The 15,335-nt window shown below is 67.3% G+C and carries 13 protein-coding genes, 1 tRNA gene and 1 riboswitch; of the genes, 7 read left to right on the forward strand and 7 right to left on the reverse strand.

Annotated features, from left to right (window positions below; all coding sequences use genetic code 11):
- Nucleotide 1 precedes the first annotated feature (1 nt).
- From JKF87_RS00555 to metX, 4 genes are all read right to left on the reverse strand, one after another.
- On the reverse strand, nt 2-268 hold the full coding sequence (locus JKF87_RS00555; RefSeq protein WP_201096391.1) for a hypothetical protein: 267 nt from the start codon (nt 266-268) through the stop codon (nt 2-4).
- 309 nt (nt 269-577) lie between these two features.
- Nucleotides 578-652: transfer RNA gene (locus JKF87_RS00560), tRNA-Glu, on the reverse strand.
- Between the two features lie 50 nt (nt 653-702).
- A complete protein-coding gene (metB, locus tag JKF87_RS00565) occupies nt 703-1,884 on the reverse strand; it encodes a cystathionine gamma-synthase (protein ID WP_201096392.1) in 1,182 nt (393 codons plus the stop codon).
- Entirely contained in the window at nt 1,881-2,921 is a 1,041-nt protein-coding gene (gene metX, locus JKF87_RS00570; RefSeq protein ID WP_201096393.1) for a homoserine O-succinyltransferase MetX, read from the reverse strand. Before metX ends, metB begins: the two co-directional genes overlap by 4 nt.
- A gap of 78 nt (nt 2,922-2,999) precedes the next feature.
- Nucleotides 3,000-3,113, reverse strand: a riboswitch (SAM riboswitch).
- A gap of 406 nt (nt 3,114-3,519) precedes the next feature.
- Here metX and JKF87_RS00575 point away from each other — a divergent pair.
- Both JKF87_RS00575 and thrB read left to right on the forward strand, forming a co-directional pair.
- Nucleotides 3,520-5,256 (forward strand): amino acid kinase family protein, encoded by a 1,737-nt coding sequence (locus JKF87_RS00575; protein WP_201096394.1) that lies wholly within the window; start codon nt 3,520-3,522, stop codon nt 5,254-5,256.
- A 3-nt stretch (nt 5,257-5,259) separates the two neighbouring features.
- Nucleotides 5,260-6,204: a homoserine kinase gene (thrB, locus tag JKF87_RS00580; protein WP_201096395.1), complete on the forward strand. Its 945-nt coding sequence runs from the start codon at nt 5,260-5,262 to the stop codon at nt 6,202-6,204.
- A 22-nt stretch (nt 6,205-6,226) separates the two neighbouring features.
- Here thrB and JKF87_RS00585 read toward each other — a convergent pair whose 3' ends face one another.
- Nucleotides 6,227-8,341 carry a GumC family protein gene (locus JKF87_RS00585; protein ID WP_201096396.1) on the reverse strand — a complete coding sequence of 705 codons (2,115 nt, stop codon included), beginning with the start codon at nt 8,339-8,341 and terminating at the stop codon, nt 6,227-6,229.
- 174 nt (nt 8,342-8,515) lie between these two features.
- On the opposite strand from JKF87_RS00585, the gene JKF87_RS00590 reads away from it, so the two are divergent.
- Both JKF87_RS00590 and JKF87_RS00595 read left to right on the forward strand, forming a co-directional pair.
- Nucleotides 8,516-9,214 carry a polysaccharide biosynthesis/export family protein gene (locus JKF87_RS00590; RefSeq protein ID WP_201096397.1) on the forward strand — a complete coding sequence of 233 codons (699 nt, stop codon included), beginning with the start codon at nt 8,516-8,518 and terminating at the stop codon, nt 9,212-9,214.
- A complete protein-coding gene (locus JKF87_RS00595) occupies nt 9,211-10,491 on the forward strand; it encodes an MATE family efflux transporter (RefSeq protein ID WP_201096398.1) in 1,281 nt (426 codons plus the stop codon). Before JKF87_RS00590 ends, JKF87_RS00595 begins: the two co-directional genes overlap by 4 nt.
- On the opposite strand, the gene JKF87_RS18550 is transcribed toward JKF87_RS00595, so the two are convergent.
- Entirely contained in the window at nt 10,478-11,824 is a 1,347-nt protein-coding gene (locus JKF87_RS18550; protein WP_201096400.1) for an O-antigen ligase family protein, read from the reverse strand. The two genes, JKF87_RS00595 and JKF87_RS18550, sit on opposite strands and share 14 nt — an antisense overlap.
- Nucleotides 11,821-12,621: a WecB/TagA/CpsF family glycosyltransferase gene (locus tag JKF87_RS00605; RefSeq protein ID WP_201096402.1), complete on the reverse strand. Its 801-nt coding sequence runs from the start codon at nt 12,619-12,621 to the stop codon at nt 11,821-11,823. The genes JKF87_RS18550 and JKF87_RS00605 overlap by 4 nt, the downstream gene beginning before the upstream one ends.
- A gap of 101 nt (nt 12,622-12,722) precedes the next feature.
- On the opposite strand from JKF87_RS00605, the gene JKF87_RS00610 reads away from it, so the two are divergent.
- The 3 genes from JKF87_RS00610 to JKF87_RS00620 are packed head-to-tail and all read left to right on the forward strand — an operon-like array spanning nt 12,723 to nt 15,309.
- Nucleotides 12,723-13,397: a sugar transferase gene (locus tag JKF87_RS00610; RefSeq protein ID WP_236260998.1), complete on the forward strand. Its 675-nt coding sequence runs from the start codon at nt 12,723-12,725 to the stop codon at nt 13,395-13,397.
- The gene (locus JKF87_RS00615) at nt 13,394-14,344 is read left to right on the forward strand and encodes a glycosyltransferase family 2 protein (protein WP_201096404.1); all 951 of its coding nucleotides are present in this window, start codon (nt 13,394-13,396) and stop codon (nt 14,342-14,344) included. Before JKF87_RS00610 ends, JKF87_RS00615 begins: the two co-directional genes overlap by 4 nt.
- Nucleotides 14,341-15,309: a glycosyltransferase family 2 protein gene (locus JKF87_RS00620; RefSeq protein ID WP_201096405.1), complete on the forward strand. Its 969-nt coding sequence runs from the start codon at nt 14,341-14,343 to the stop codon at nt 15,307-15,309. The genes JKF87_RS00615 and JKF87_RS00620 overlap by 4 nt, the downstream gene beginning before the upstream one ends.
- Nucleotides 15,310-15,335 lie beyond the last annotated feature (26 nt).

Below are 15,335 nucleotides of genomic sequence, written 5' to 3' on the forward strand. Positions count from 1 at the left end.
GTCAGGGCAGGGCGAAGAAACCGGTCTGGCCGCGCAGGGCGCTGGCCTTCATCACGGCGATCGGCGCCGCGTGCAGCCAATAGTCGGCGTCGTCCATCCGTTTCTCACGCCGCCGCTCCATGCCGCGCAGGCGGCGTTGTGCGGCGTTTTCGAGCAGGCGTGCGTGAAGTGCACGGGGCGACAGTTCGAAGATGGCGGGAGAGCCGGGGACGGCGACGGCGTCGGGGCCTTTGGGCTCCACCGCCGGGCGGGCGATGGCGATGAACATCAGTGTCTCGAATGCAGGAGGAAGGTGCGCTTCTGCGCGGAGGAGATGTGGAATTAACCACAGGCTCTGTGGATAGTTCCTGACTGCGTCCGAAAAAAGTCCATGAATCGAAAGGCTTACCGCCTCGATCCGGACATACTGGTTACTGATTGGTTAATCCGTGACCGGAGCAGATGCTCAACGACGCGATTGTTTCCCAGCCGGCGGGTGAGGCCAGAGCCTGATCTGGCGGAGAGGAAATCGCCTCGCGATCTCATCGACGCCGTCAAACAGGCTCCAGATCAGACTGGAGCATCCTGAATGCTCCAGTGGCAGTCCCTAGGGGAGTCGAACCCCTCTTTTCAGGTTGAAAACCTGACGTCCTAACCGATAGACGAAGGGACCGGCTGGGGCGGCGCATTTGCCCCGGATCGGCCCCTTCTGCAAGCGAAAAATTACGCTGCTTCCGCCTTTTGCGGCGCCAGGGCGTCCAGAGCCGGGATCAGGTCCGCAATCAGGTCCTCGACGTGCTCCAATCCGACCGACAGGCGCACCAGGCCGTCGCCGATTCCGGCGGTGGCGCGCTGCTCCGGCGTCATGGCGGCGTGGGTCATGGTGGCCGGGTGGGCGATCAGGCTTTCGACGCCGCCCAGCGATTCGGCCAGGGTGAAGATCTCCAGCTCTTCGACCAGTTCGCGCACCGCGTCCGTGCCGCCGTTCAGCTCAAAGCTGAGCATGGCGCCGGGACCGGCCTGCTGGGCCGCGACCAGGGCGTGGGTCGGGTGCGACTTCAGACCCGGATAGTGGACGACCTTGACCGCCGGGTGGGCGTCCAGAAGCTCGGCGATGCGGACGGCGGTGGCCTGCTGGCGCTCGATGCGGGCGAACAGGGTGCGCACGCCGCGCAGGGTCAGATAGGCGTCGAAGGGCGATCCGGTGACGCCGGTGCAGTTGGCCCACCAGGCCAGGGTCTCGTGATCCGCAGCATCGGCCGAGACGACGGCGCCGCCGACCACGTCGGAATGGCCGTTGATGAACTTGGTCGTCGAATGCACCACGAAGTCGGCGCCCAGCTTGATCGGGTTCTGCAGCGCAGGCGACAGGAAGGTGTTGTCGCAGACGACCTTGGCGCCCGCCGCATGGGCGCGGGTGCAGATGTCGGCGACATCGACCAGACGCAGCAGCGGGTTGGACGGGGTTTCGATCAGCACCAGCTTGGGCTTCAGCGCCAGGGCGGCCTCCAGGGCTTCAGGATCGCCCTGATCGACCAGCAGCAGCTCGAAGTGGCCCTGACGCGCGCGGGCCGTCAGCAGGCGGCAGGTGCCGCCGTAACAGTCGTGCGGCGCGACCAGCAGGTCGCCGGGCACAAGCAGGCTCAGCGGCAGGTCGACGGCGGCCATGCCGGTGGCGGTGATGACGCAGCCTGCGCCGCCCTCCAGTTCAGCCAGGGTTTCGGCCAGGACGTCGCGGGTCGGATTGCCCGAGCGGCTGTAGTCATATTTCCGCTTCTGATCGAAGCCGGCGAAGGAATAGTTGGACGACAGGTACAGGGGCGGCATGACAGCGCCGTGGGCCGTGTCCGAATCCACGCCCGTGCGGGCGGCGATGGTGTGCGGATCAGCGGGGCGGCGGGTCATGCTTTGATATCCTTGAAGGCGGTGCGGAGGATGTCGCCGACGAAGGCGTCCTCCTTGAGGAAGGCGTCGTGGCCAAAGAGGGAGGGGGCTTCGACGAAGCGCCACAGGGTCGGCAGCCGCGCGGCCAGTTCGCGGATGTCGTCGATCGGCACCAGACGGTCGGAGGTGAAGCCGATCAGGGTGACGGGGGTGGTGATGTTCTCCGGCGTGACGCTGTGGCGATCCAGGGAATCGGACATCGACAGCCAGCGGGCCGGGGTGGTGTGGGTGCGATAGGCCTCGCCGCGCGCGGTCAGATATTCGCAGATCGGATAGGCCCCGCCGACGCTGTCGGGCGCGGTGGTCTCGAACCGGTCGTTGAACTCTTCGGCGGTGCGGTAGGTGGTCATGGCCAGTTCACGGGCCAGGGCCACGCCTTCTTCGGGGCGACCGGCGTCGACGGCGAACTGCAGGATGCGGCGCTGGATGCCGCGCCAGGCGGTGGCCTGCGGATGGGCGCGGTGGGCGGCGGAGACGACGATCAGTTGCTCGGCCCAGTCGGGGTAGAGCTCGGCGAAGGCCAGGGCGACCATGCCGCCATACGAACAGCCGACGAAGGCGGAGACGCGCTCGATCTTCAGATGGTTCAGCACCAGGCCCAGCAGGCGGGCCTGATCCTGGGTGGTGATGGTGACGGGGGTGTCCAGGAACTCGGCGCCGGGCGCGAAATCCACGGCCAGGACCTGATAGCGCGACAGGTCGATGGGGCCGCGCACCGACACGGCGCCTGACCACCAGCCCAGGCCGTTGGTCTCGGTCCGGTGGACGAAACGACCGGCTGAAATGCCGCCGGCGACGACCACGACAGGCGCGCCTGCACGGCCGTGCAGACGGCCTACGATGTTGGGCTGGTTCAGTTTTTTGCCTGAGGCCAGGCGGAAGTCGGCGGGAATGGCGACGATGACGTCACGTGCGCCGCCCCGTTCGCGGACGGGGGCGTCAATCGGCTCCACCCGACAGTCGGGGTCTTCCAGCAGGGATGTTTCAGCAAGGGTCATCATCGTCTTCCGCATCGTCTCGCCTCAGCAAGTTCTCGATGCGGTGACAGATCGTGGAGCGTCGCCTCGTCGATGCTCCACTCATCTCTCGCGGCCCGAAGGACCCCGCAGGAGTTGGCACCGTTTCGGGGGTTAGTCCGATGGTTGCCCCAGCGTCAAAGGGCCTAATCCCTCGGCTGGTCTTGATGAGTGACTTTACGTTGGTTGCAGCGCGTCATTTCGTCAAGAGAAAAATTCCACCCCACATTAGGGATGCTGCGCAGGTTGAAGGGGTGAAATGGACCGAAAATCCCACGCGACGAAAAATTCATCCAAGCGCGCTTGACAGGATGGGGGGCGAGCCATCACCCTAAGGCTCAGATTTAACCGGATCCCGTCTGTGCAACAGCGCTCGATCATCGCCGCAACTTCCGCCGTCGCGCTCACCGCGACGCCCTTCGGCATGATTATCACCGGTACGACCACCACCATGCCCCCCAGGGCGGGACGAGTTTAGCACGCCGGAACCCCGGCAAGGCAGAACCCCAACCCCGCCCGGATCGCCAGGCGGGGTTTTTTGATTTGACCCCACGCACCCCACCGAAACCCGAGAAACCCGATGTCCGTCTCACTCGCTGTCGTAGAGAACCCTGAGAAACCGGCCTTAGCCGCCCAGACCGCCGAGGTCGTGGTGCTGAAGTTCGGTTCGTCCATCCTGCGCAGCCCGGCCGAGGCGCCGCTGGTCGCATCCGCCGTCTATGGCCATGTGCGGGCCGGGCGTAAGGTGGTGGCGGTGGTTTCGGCCTTCGGCGGGGCGACGGACCGGCTGCTGGCGGAGGCGCGCGCGCTGGGCCTGTCGCATTCCAACGACCTGCTGCCCGGCTATGTGGCCCTGGGCGAGGAGAAGTCGGCGGCCCTGGTGGCCATCGCCTGCGACCGGATCGGCCTGGACGCCTGCGCCCTGTCGGTCAGGGAGCTGGGCATCGTCGCCGAGGGCGAGCCGGAGCATTCGCGCCCCAGCGGCCTGCGTCCCGATCATCTGAAACAGGCGCTGGACCGGCACGAGGTGGTGGTGGTTCCCGGCTTCGGCGCCGTGAAATCGGACGGCAAGGTGGCGCTGCTGGGACGCGGCGGATCGGATCTGACGGCGGTCTTCCTGGCGGCGGAGCTGGGTCTGAACAAGGTGCGCCTGGTCAAGGACGTAGACGGTCTCTACGACCACGACCCCAATGATCACGCCGCCCCGGCCCTGCGTTACCGCCGCGCCTCGTGGGATGTGGCGCGCAAGCTGGGCGGCGCATTGGTGCAGCATGACGCCATCGACCTGGGCGAAAGCCGGGGCGTGGAGATCGAGGTCGCGGCCCTGGACCGGGCCGACGGCACGGTCATCGGCGAACGCTCGGCGCCCCCCGGCCCTGCGCCCGCCCTGCCGCCGCTGAAGGTGGCGGTCGCCGGTTGCGGCGTGGTCGGCGGCGGGGTGCTGGGGCGGCTGCTGGCGGACCCACGCTATGACGTGGTCGGGGTGCTGGTGCGCAATCCGAACAAGGTGCGCGACGTGGCCTGTCCGCAGTCGCTGTTCACCGCCGACGCCGATGAGCTTCTGTCACGCAAACCTGACATTGTCCTCGAAGCCCTGTCCGAGGGCGAGGCCGGTCACGCCCTGATCCGCGCCGCGCTGGAGGCCGGCTGCGACGTGGCCAGCGCCAACAAACAGGCGGTCAGCCGTGATCCGGGCGGCCTGCAGGATCTGGCCAAGCTCAAGAAAAAACGCGTCTTCTGGTCGGCCTCGGTCGGCGGCGGCGCGCCGATGGTCGAGACGGTGCGCGCCGCCCGCGCGGCGGGCGAGGTGGTCGGGTTCGAGGCCGTCCTGAACGGCACGGTCAACTTCATGCTGGAGCGTCTGGGCGACGGCGCCGCCTTCTCCGAGGCCCTGGCCGACGCCCGTGCGGCGGGCTTCGCCGAGGAGGACCCTTCGTCGGACCTGGAAGGTCTGGATGCGGCGGCCAAGGTGCGCCTGCTGGCGTTCGAAGCCTTCGGCGTCTCTCCTGCGGTCGAAGACGTGCCGCGCGACCATCTGACGGAAGCCACCGACGCCAGCGGCGGGGTGCGCCAGCTGGGCGCCGCCTATCTGAAGGACGGGGCCATCACGCCTTCGGTGTCGCTGAGCGCCGATCACGGCGATCCGCTGTTCTCCAACCTGCGGGGCGAGGGCAATGCGCTGAAGGTTTACGGCGCAGACGGCCGCGTCTGGCGTTGCCGGGGCCGCGGCGCCGGCCGCTGGGCCACGACCGAGAGCATCATGGCCGATCTGGCGGAAATCGTGCGCCTGCGCCGCGCCGATGCAGGCCTGAACTAGATCATGGCTGTCTTCACCCCTGTCTCCATTGACGAGGCCAAGGGCTTCCTGGCCGGGTACGACCTGGGCGAGGTGGTCGAACTGACGCCCATCGCCGAGGGGGTGGAGAACACCAACTATCGGCTGGAGACGGCGAACGGACGTTTCGTCCTGACCCTGTTCGAGGGTCGCACGGACGAGGCGTCTCTGCCCTTCTGTCTGGGGCTGACCGCCCATCTGGCGGCGCGCGGCTTTCCCTGTCCGACGCCGATCGAAGACCGGGCGGGCGCGTGGCTGGGGCGTCTGAACGGACGGGCGGCGGCGGTGATCGAATGGAAGACCGGCGCCTGGCTGCGCCACCCGTCAGAGGCCGAACAGGCGGCGGCGGGCGCGGTTCTGGCGCGCCTGCACCAGACGGCGGCGGGCTTCGAAATCCAGCGCGAGAACCCGGTGGGACCGGCCATGTGGCGACGTCTGGCCGACCGTTGCGCGGCGGGGGCGTCGGGTGAGGACCGCGTGCTGCTGGATCAGGTCGAGGCGGCTCTGGCGCGGCTGGGTGATGTGTTCGGCGCCGACCTGCCGGGCGGGCCGATCCATGCCGACTATTTCCCCGACAACATCCTGTTCGAGGGCGGACAGGTGTCGGCGGTCATCGACTTCTATTTCGGCTGCAACGGCGCCTTCGCCTATGACCTGGCCATCGCCCTGTCGGCCTGGGGCTTCGACGCCGAAGGACGGGCCATGCCGGGCGCCATCGCCGCCTTCCAGCGCGGCTATGAATCCGTGCGCCCGCTTAGCGACGCAGAGCGGGCGGCCCTGCCCAGACTGGGCGAGGCGGCGGCCCTGCGGTTCACCCTGACGCGCCTGCACGACCGCATCTTCCACGACCCCTCCAAACTGGTGACGCCCAAGGACCCGGCGGTCTTCCTGCGCCGCCTGGAGCACTGGCGCGCGGTCGAAACGGCCTGAGGAATCAAGTCGGCCTTCGCGATCAAATCCGCGAATAGATGAACCGCGGAATGTGGAAGCTGCGCATGTTCAGGATCACGCCGGCGACCTTGCCTCCGGCGGATGTGATGCGTTCGATCAGGTTGGCGGCGACGGCGGTGCGGGTTTCCTCGGCCTCCACCACGATCACCGAGGCTTCGGCCAGGGGCGCCAGCAGAAGGGCGACGGTCGAGCGGTGCAGGGCGGGCGCGTCGATGATGATGACGGGATAAAGCGGACGCAGGCCGTCGATGAAGGTCCGCCAGCGCGCCTCAGATATATTGGAGCCCGCGCGGGCCATCGGCGTGGTGACGTGCAGATTGCTGTTCTCCACCTGCAGCACATAGGGGCTGCTGGCGATCTTGGTCAGTTGCGCGCCTGCCGAATGCAGGCCCAGGGCGATTCCGTCCGAGGCGATGGGTTCGGCGTCGATCAACAGGGTCGGCACGCCGGAGCGGAAGGCCGAGGCGATAGCCAGGTCCAGGGCGATGCTGGTCACGCCCACGCCGTCTTCGGGACCGGCGACCACCATGACGCCTGATCCGCTGGGCGTCTCGCGCAGGCGGCGCAGCACCAGGGCGGCGTCGTCGCCGGTCAGGCGCTGCGGCAAGGGCCGCCAGCGGGGCATCAGCGTCTGGTTTTCGTCGTCCATCAGCGGTACGGCGGCCAGCACAGGATTGCGCAGTCGGCTCTCCACGTCTCGCGGCGTGACCATGACCGGCGAGGCGGCGGCCGAGACGATGATCACGGCCAGCGCCGCGAGAATGCCGACCAGCAGACCGGCGGCCAGGATCAGCATACGCCCGGTGCGGGCCTTGGTGGGGATCTGGGCGGCCTCGATGACGCGGACGTTGGCGTTGGCTCCGGCGATGCTGTTCTGCAGGCGGGTGTCCTCGGCGTTTCCGGCGACGCTGCGATAGGCGGTTTCGGTCAGGGTGCGCTGGCGCACCAGTTCGCGATAGCGCGGGCCGATCTCGACCAGTTGGGCCAGGCGCGTGCGTGAGTTGGACAGGGCCTGATCGACCTGGGCCTTGCCCGCGCGCAGGCCCGCCAGTTCGCCGCGCGTGGTGGCCAGCTGGGTCTCGATCTGCTGACGGACAGGATTGGGGCCGCTGCGGACCAGATCGGTCTGGGACTGAGGCGCGGCGGCGATCTGGGCCTCCAGATCGGCGATCTGGCGGTTCAGTTCGACCACCAGCGGATAGTCTGCGGCATAGCGGGCGGCGGCGACGCGCTGGCGCTCGCGCAGCAGCATCAGATTCTGGGTCAGGGCGGTGACCTGCTGGGACCGGGTCTGGTCCGTGTTCAGCGGAATCTCGGGATTGGCCGCGCGCAACTGGTCCGACAGGCGGTCGGCGCGGGCGGCGGCGGTGGCGATCAACTGCGACTGCGCCGCCACCTGGGCCGTCAGGGCCGTCTGCTGTTGCTGAACGGCCTGAACCTCCTGGTCGAAGTCGCCGATGGCGTAGCGGTTGGACAGGTCGGCGATCTGGCTTTCGGTCGCCGCCAGTTGATCGGCCAGTTCGCGCTGCTGGTCGGTGACGGCGGCGCTGTCGGAGCGCTGGAAGATTTCGCGCCGGTTGGCGATGTAGCTGCGCACCAGGCGATTGACGAAATCGGCGGCGACCTGCGGATCGCCGTGACGCAGCCGCACCTCGATCGTGTTCGACTGCGGCACGTTCTGGATGCTGAGGTCGCGGTCCAACTGCTCCAGGGCGCGGTTCATGCCCACGGCGCCATCGCCGATCTTGGGATAGACGCGGGCCAGGCCGATGTCCGTCAGGGTCTTTTCGCGCAGCTCACGCGAGCCGAGAATCTCCATTTCCGCATGGACGATCTGGGCGCGGTCAAAGGTCGGCAGACCGCCGTTCGGATCATCGCCGACCGAGCGGCGGAACACATATTCGTCGCCCAACAGGATCAGCAGCCGCGACTGGGCTGTATAGACCGGCTTGGCGAAGGTCGCCGCCGCCAGGGCCAGCAGCACAGGGATCAGCAGGGCGATCAGCGCCTTGCGCCAGTGATAGAAAACCGGCGTCGCCAGATCGCGGATCGTCACCGTCAGACCCTGGTGGGAAGGACGTCGTTCACGCACATCTGTCGGGGTTTGATCGGTCAATACGCGGGCTCTGGGCGGACGGATCCCGGCGGCCGGGCCGAGGCTGTCACTCCAGCCCATCCTATATGTCTCTGAGTCGCATGATAAAGGCCAGCGCGGCATTGGCTTTCTTCGCGAAAGTACAGAAAGATGCGCTATGCGGCCGCACGCGAGTCGGTCGGAGATGGAGAGCCGATGTCCCCCTGGCGACTATGTGTGATCGCTCTGGCGTTGCTGGCCTCCGCCTGCGCCTCCACTGGCGGGCGCGACAGCGCGCAACCCTATGATTTCGCGCCCTGGGGGCGGGACGACTACCAGTACCGGCTGGGGGCGGGCGATGCGCTGCGTCTGTCGTTCATCGTCGAGGACGGGCTGGACAAGGATGTGACCCTGGGCCCGGACGGGCAGGGGGCGTTTCCGGTCGTCGGGCCCATTCCGGTCGGCGGCCTGACCGTGCGCGACGCCAGCCAGCGGCTGACCGAGGCCTATGCGCCGGTGCTGCGCAATCCCCAGGTCCAGATCAGCGTCGTCACCTATGGCGCGTCCCAGATCTATGTCGGCGGCGAGGTCAAGACGCCGGGCGTGGTGCAGATCCGGGGCGAGATGAACACCGCCCAGGCCATCCTGGCGGCGGGCGGCTTCGCGGAGACGGCGGGCACGGGCAAGGTCGTCATCCTGCGCCGCGTCGCCGACGGACGCCTGGCCTCGCGCATCGTGGACGCCGGGGCCCTGATCAACGCCGACCAGCGTCAGGACTTTCTGCTGCATCCTGGCGATCTGGTCTTCGTGCCGCGCAGCCGGATCGCCGAGGTCAATCTGTTCGTGCGCCAGTATCTGAACGGCATCCTGCCCTTCAACTTCGGCTTCAGCTACGACCTGAACCGCTTCCGATGAGCGGCCTGTCTCGGCTTGCGGGCGCGTCGCGCTATCTGACGGCCATCGTCGAGCAGGGACTGTTCTCGCTGCTGAACCTGGGTGTCGTTCTGGTTCTGGGTCGATTGATGACGCCGGAGCAGTTCGGCGCCTGCATCTTCTGGTTCGCGGTCGCCTATGTGCTGGCCAGCGTCCAGAACGCGGTCAGCGTGGCGCATCTGCAGGTCCTGCCCGCCGCAAAGGGCCATGATCCGCTGCGGCTGGAGACAGAGCGGGTGATGCTGGCCGCGACCGGCGTCTTTTTGCTGCTGGCCGCGATCGGCACGGCGCTGGGGGCCGGGTTCGCCAGTCGCGCCGGGGCGTTCGGCGTCTGGACCGCCGTCCTGTTCGTGCCCGCCTATCTGCTGCAGCAATATGTCCGCCTGACCTATTTCAGCCGGGGCGAGGGGCTGACGGCGACGGTTCAGACCGGCGCGGTTCTGGTGGTCGCGGTGATCCTGTTGGGGGGGGGCGCCTTCGTCTTCAGGCCTTTGACCGCCGAGCATGTGCTGGGCCTGATGGGCGCAGCCTACGCCCTAATCGGACTGGCGGGGCTGTGGCGGGCCAGCGCGGGGCTGCGGCATGGCCTGTCCGGCGCCTTGGGCGGTTATCTGGCCTATGTGCGACAGTCCGGCTGGCTGTTCCTGGGCGTGTCGAGCACGGAAATCCTGGCGCGTTTCTATGTCTTCGCCGTGGGCGCCGCCTATGGGCCGGGCGTTCTGGCGGCCTTGTCGTTCAGTCAGACCTTCCTGCGTCCCGCACCCCTGCTGGCCTCGTCATGGAGCATGGCGGCGCGCAGCGATCTGGTGGCGAAACGCGAGGCCAGGAACTGGCGCGGTTATGTCGGCCTGCTCGGCGTGTCAGCCCTGGCGGGCGTGGTATTCTCGATCCTGTGGGCGGGCGTGATCTGGGCGGCGTGGCCGATGATCACCGCCTTCCTGTTCGATGACAAATACGCCGACGCCCGCTGGATGTTGCCGCTGTGGGGGATCAGCGCGGCCTTCGGCTTCATGCAGGTGGTGGTGTCGACGGGGCTGCAGATCCTGAAGGCGTTCAAGGCCCTGGCCCTGGCCAACGCCGCCGCCTCCGCCGTCGCCGCCGCCGGCGTGCTGTGGGGCATTCATCACTTGGGGGCAGGCGGGGCGATCCTGGGCACGGCGGCCGGGCAGGCGCTGGAGGCGGCGGCTATGCTGGCGGTTCTGGTCGTCCTGATCCGGCGGCTGTCGTCCGAAGCCAGGCCCCGACCTAGGCGCGGATGAACCGACGCTCGATCTCGATCCCCAGCAGCAGAAGCACCGTGCCGAAGATCGAGTTGGCGGTGAAATAGCTGCTTTCCATGAAGTTGTGGCCGAACACCATCAAGGGAAACACGCCCAGGACCAGGGCCGCGCCGAAGGCTTGATGCTGCGGTCCGCCGACCGTCTGGCCGATCAGCGCCAGACCGCCGCCCAGCCAGCGGAAAAGGATGATGACAGACCCGACCAGCCCGACCAGACCCGTCGTCACCGCCAGATCCAGAAACCCGTTGTGCGCCTCGTTGGTGAAGGCGTCAGGCTGGGCGAACCAGGCGTCGGTCTGCAGGCTGGGCTGGACGCCGGGGTCAATGTCCCAGAAGCCGCCGAAGCCCCAGCCGCGAATGGGTCGCTTGACGAACTCGTCCCAGACAAAGGCCCAGACGTCGGTGCGCTGGGTGAAGGTGATGCCCGCAAACGGCGCCCATGGATCAGCCGCCGTCATGTAGCAGAAGGCCAGCCAGCCGAACACGAGGCTGGCCGCAATCAGCGCGCCCAGCACCATCAGGCCGTAACGGATGATCCTTCTCTGGGCCATGATGACGACAATGACGGGTGTGGCGCTGACCAGGGCGGCGAACAGGCCAAGACTGGTCTTCGATTGGCTGGCGACCAGAAGCACGACCGACAGGAACGTCACCGCCCACCAGAACAGCCGCGCCTTCCACGTCTCACGCGACCAGGCATAGGCGCCGCAGACGAAGCCCGACAGCAGCATCACCGCGCCCAGGGTGTTCTTGTGGGAATGAATGGCGGCCAGACCCAGGTCGGTCATCGAGATTCCGGGCATGACCGCCCATGACGCCAGATCGATAGCCACCAGAATGGCGCATCCGACAGCCAGGGCCAGATGCAGGCGGCGGCTGTCCTTCAGTCCGATCGTGATGGCGATGCAGATCAGCAGATTGATCACATAGAGGATCAGGCGCCGGGTCGAGACGGCGGGGTCCAGCGCCCATCGCGTCGTGAGGGCGAACCAGCCGAACAGGATCAGCAGGGGCAGCAGCCGCAGCGCCATCCCCGGCAGGTCCGCGCGCCTGAACCACAGGATCGGCGCCGACAGTCCCAGCAGCCCCAGCCAGACCAGCCGGTTGATCGGCGAGGTTTCGGCGCCCCCGGTCAGCGGGTCCAGCGTGATGTCGTGCTGATATGGATTGGGGCCGATGCAGATATAGAGCAGCATCAGCACCAGAACGGCTCCCGCCCACAGGGCCAGGACCTGATCCGCCTGATGACCGCGCGCCTCCTGCACGGCGTCGATGCGGCTCAGCCAGTCTTCCTTGGCGGAGGTTCCGGTCACTTCAGGCTGTCAGGCGTCTTGAGCCTGAGGCGGAACGACAGGGCGTCGATCATACCCAGTCCCAGACCATAGAAGCCGCGCAGCAGATAGCGTCTCCACAACCGTTGGGGCTCGCGCGCCAGACGGTACAGCCAGACCAGACCGCGATCCTCCACCCACTGCGGCGCGGGGGGCGTGCGGCCGATGATGGTGCTGATCGAACTGCCGATGCACAGGCCCAGGCCCGTGGCGCGCCCGTCTTCGATCAGCCGCTGGCAGAATTTCTCCGACTGGGGCGGACCCATGGCGACGAAGACGAACCGGGCCGGGTGGGCGGCGACGAAGTCGATGGCGGCGGCGACGGCCTCGGGCTTGTTGATGAAGCCCATCGGCGGATTGTGGTGGGCGATGTTGGTCAGGCCGAACTGGCGGGCCAGATCGGCGATCACTTCGTCTTCGCCGCCGATGATGGTGATGGCCTCGTTCGGGGCGATAATGCGCTGAAACAGGATATCAACGATATGGGCGCCGGGTGCGAATCCCAGATCGACACCGCCGAACCGCGCGGCCTGTTTCAGGACGCGGCTGTCATTGGTGCTCAGCCAGGCGTTGGCGCTGATGTGGTTGAACTCGTCATCCTTGCGGCGCAGCCAGGCGTGCTCGGCGTTGGGCGTGATCAGAATATCAAAGGGCAGGCTGGCCGGACGGGCTGCGACGGCCGCGACGGCCTCGTCCAGAGACAGGGCATGGAAACGCAGGCCCGCGAAATGGACCTCTGGCCAGGAGACAAGGGTGCGGCTGGTGGGAAGACTGTTCATTGATGCGACTGCTGTGCTCTACGCGCAGCATGAATGCAATTTGCTTGCCGGGATCGTGGTGACGCAGGTGGCGTGGCCTGGTTCTTGATAAGATGCCGCACATGATCGACGCCGCCTTTCCCATGCCCCACGACAAATTGACGCCGCCGCGACTGGCGGGCGGACGCGATGTGCGCGGGGGGCTGGCGCTGAAGCGGGCCATGGATGTGGCGATCTCCGGCGCGCTGCTGATCGTGCTGTCGCCCTTCCTGGCCGCGATCGGTCTGGCGGTGAAGGCGACGTCGCCGGGTCCGGCCTTCTACGGCGTGGACTGGGTGGGGCAGGGCGGCCGCCGCTTCCGGGGCTACAAGTTCCGCACCATGGGCGTCGGCGCCGACCAGCAGGAAGCGGCCCTGCAGGCGCAGAACGAGATGAACGGTCCGGCCTTCAAGATGGAGAACGACCCACGCATCACGCCGCTGGGCCGGTTCCTGCGGCGCTACAGCCTGGATGAACTGCCCCAACTCTGGAGCGTGCTGAAGGGCGACCTCAGCCTGGTCGGGCCGCGTCCGCCGCGCACCCATGAGTACGCCCAGTTCACACCCTTCCAGATGGGGAAGATGACGGTCAAGCCGGGCATCACCTGTCTGTGGCAGGTCGAGGGCCGCCACCGGATCAGCGACTTCGACGACTGGGTGCGGCTGGACGTGCGCTATATCGAGACATGGTCGCTGTGGCTGGACGTGAAGATCCTGTTCCGCACGGCGGGCGTGGTGCTGCGGGGGACGGGCGTATGAGCGTGGACATCAGCGTCGTCATCCTCAGCTATGACCGGGTGCATCTGCTGGAGCGGACGCTGCGCGGCTGTGCAACGCAGGGCGGCGACTGGGGCGGGTTCGAGATCATCGTCGTCGACAACCACCCCGACGAACTGGCGCGGTCTCTGGTCGGGGGGCTGGCGGTCGAGACGGGCGTGGCCATGACCTATCTGGCCGATCCGCGCCGCAACATCTCCATCGTCCGCAACAAGGGGATCGCAGCGGCCCAGGGGCGCTACGTCGCCTTCATCGACGATGATGAAGAGCCGCAGCAAAACTGGCTGGCCGAACTGACCGCCTGTCTGGACCGCACCGGCGCCGACGCGGCGTTCGGGCCGAAGCTGCCGGAGTTCGAGGGCGGGCGCGCGCCCGACTGGGACCCGGAAGGCTGGCGCTACACGCTCGACTTCCAGATGCCGGCGGACGAGGAAATCCATATGTTCGGGCGGCTGCGCAAGCGCGGCAAGGGTCTGGGCAGCGGCAACGCCGCCTTCCGGGTCGCCACCTGCCTGTCCGGGCCTGAACCGTTCAGCGTGGCCTTCGGCAACGCCAATGGCGAGGACACCCAACTGCTGTTTCGGCTGGCGATGGCGGGCAAACGCTTTGTCTGGTGCCCCGGCGCCGTGGTGCATGAATTCATCGAACAGAGCCGCGCGCGTCCCGACTATATGGTCACGCGGATGAAGCGGGGATCGCAGCACTATGCCGTGTGCCGGATCGACACCAGCGCCAACAAACCCCTGACCACGGCCAAGGTGGCGCTGCTTGGATTGGCCCAGATGACGGTCCACGCCGGTCTCTATGTGGCCAGCGGCGAGTTTCTGGACCGCCAACACCGCTATGATCACCGCATCGGCATGGCCAAGGGGCTGGGCAAGCTGACCTGGACAGCACCGATCGGCTTCATCGAGGAGAAGGCGGCGTGAGCGGGGCGTCCCCCGACCTGACGCTGGCCATTCTGACCTATGACCGGCCCGCAGGGCTAGAGGCGACGCTGATGTCGTGTCTGGCCCAGCAGAATCGCCTGAATCTCAGCATCGAGATCGTCGTGGTCGACAATCACCCCAGCGGCAGCGGCCGGGCGGTGGTGGAGGCCATTTCGTCCCAGACCCAATGGCCCATCCGCTATGTGTCTGACCTGACGCGCAACATGGCGACCCTGCGCAACCGGGGCTTCGCCGAGGCGCGCGGGCGCTGGCTGGCGGTCATTGATGATGACGAGACGGCGGCCGACGACTGGACCGACGCCCTGGTCGGCGCCCTTCAGGCCACCGACGCCGACATCGCCGTGGGCCCGCGTTTCGCCGTATTCGAGGCGGGCGCGCCGCCTGCCTATGATCCGCAGGGGCGTCAGTTCGTGCGCGACCTGCACCTGCCCGATCTGGCCGAGGTCGAACTGACCGGCCCAACCGGCAGGCCGCGCTATGGTCTGGGCACCGGCAACTCCATCTTCGACATGGCGCGCTGTTTCCCGAATGGAGAGGCGGCGATGCGAGAGGCGTTCGGCGATGCGGGCGGCGAGGACGCGGAACTGTTCGTGCGCCTGCACCGGCAGGGGCGACGCATCGTCTGGGCGGCGCGCGCCAGAGTGACCGAAGTCGTGTCCCGGAACAGGACAGAAATCCCTTACCGCCTGATCCGCACCCGTCGCGAAACGCAACACTATGTCTCGATCTACGTCGATGGCGCGGCCAATCCGACCCTGGCCAGGGTGGAGCTTTTCGTAAAAGGGTTAATGCAGACCGTTGTCGGCGGCGTGCTGGCCTTCATCACCCTGGAGAGCCGGTCCGCCCATCGTCTGCGCTGGCGCATCCTTTTGGAACATGGACTTGGCAAGCTGACGTGGCGTCAGCCCATCGGCTACATCAACGAAGGCGCCCCGCTGTCCTGAAGACTTGCGACGGTTTTTCGCCCCTG

This window comes from Brevundimonas nasdae (assembly GCF_016654005.1).
GTDB lineage: Bacteria > Pseudomonadota > Alphaproteobacteria > Caulobacterales > Caulobacteraceae > Brevundimonas > Brevundimonas nasdae.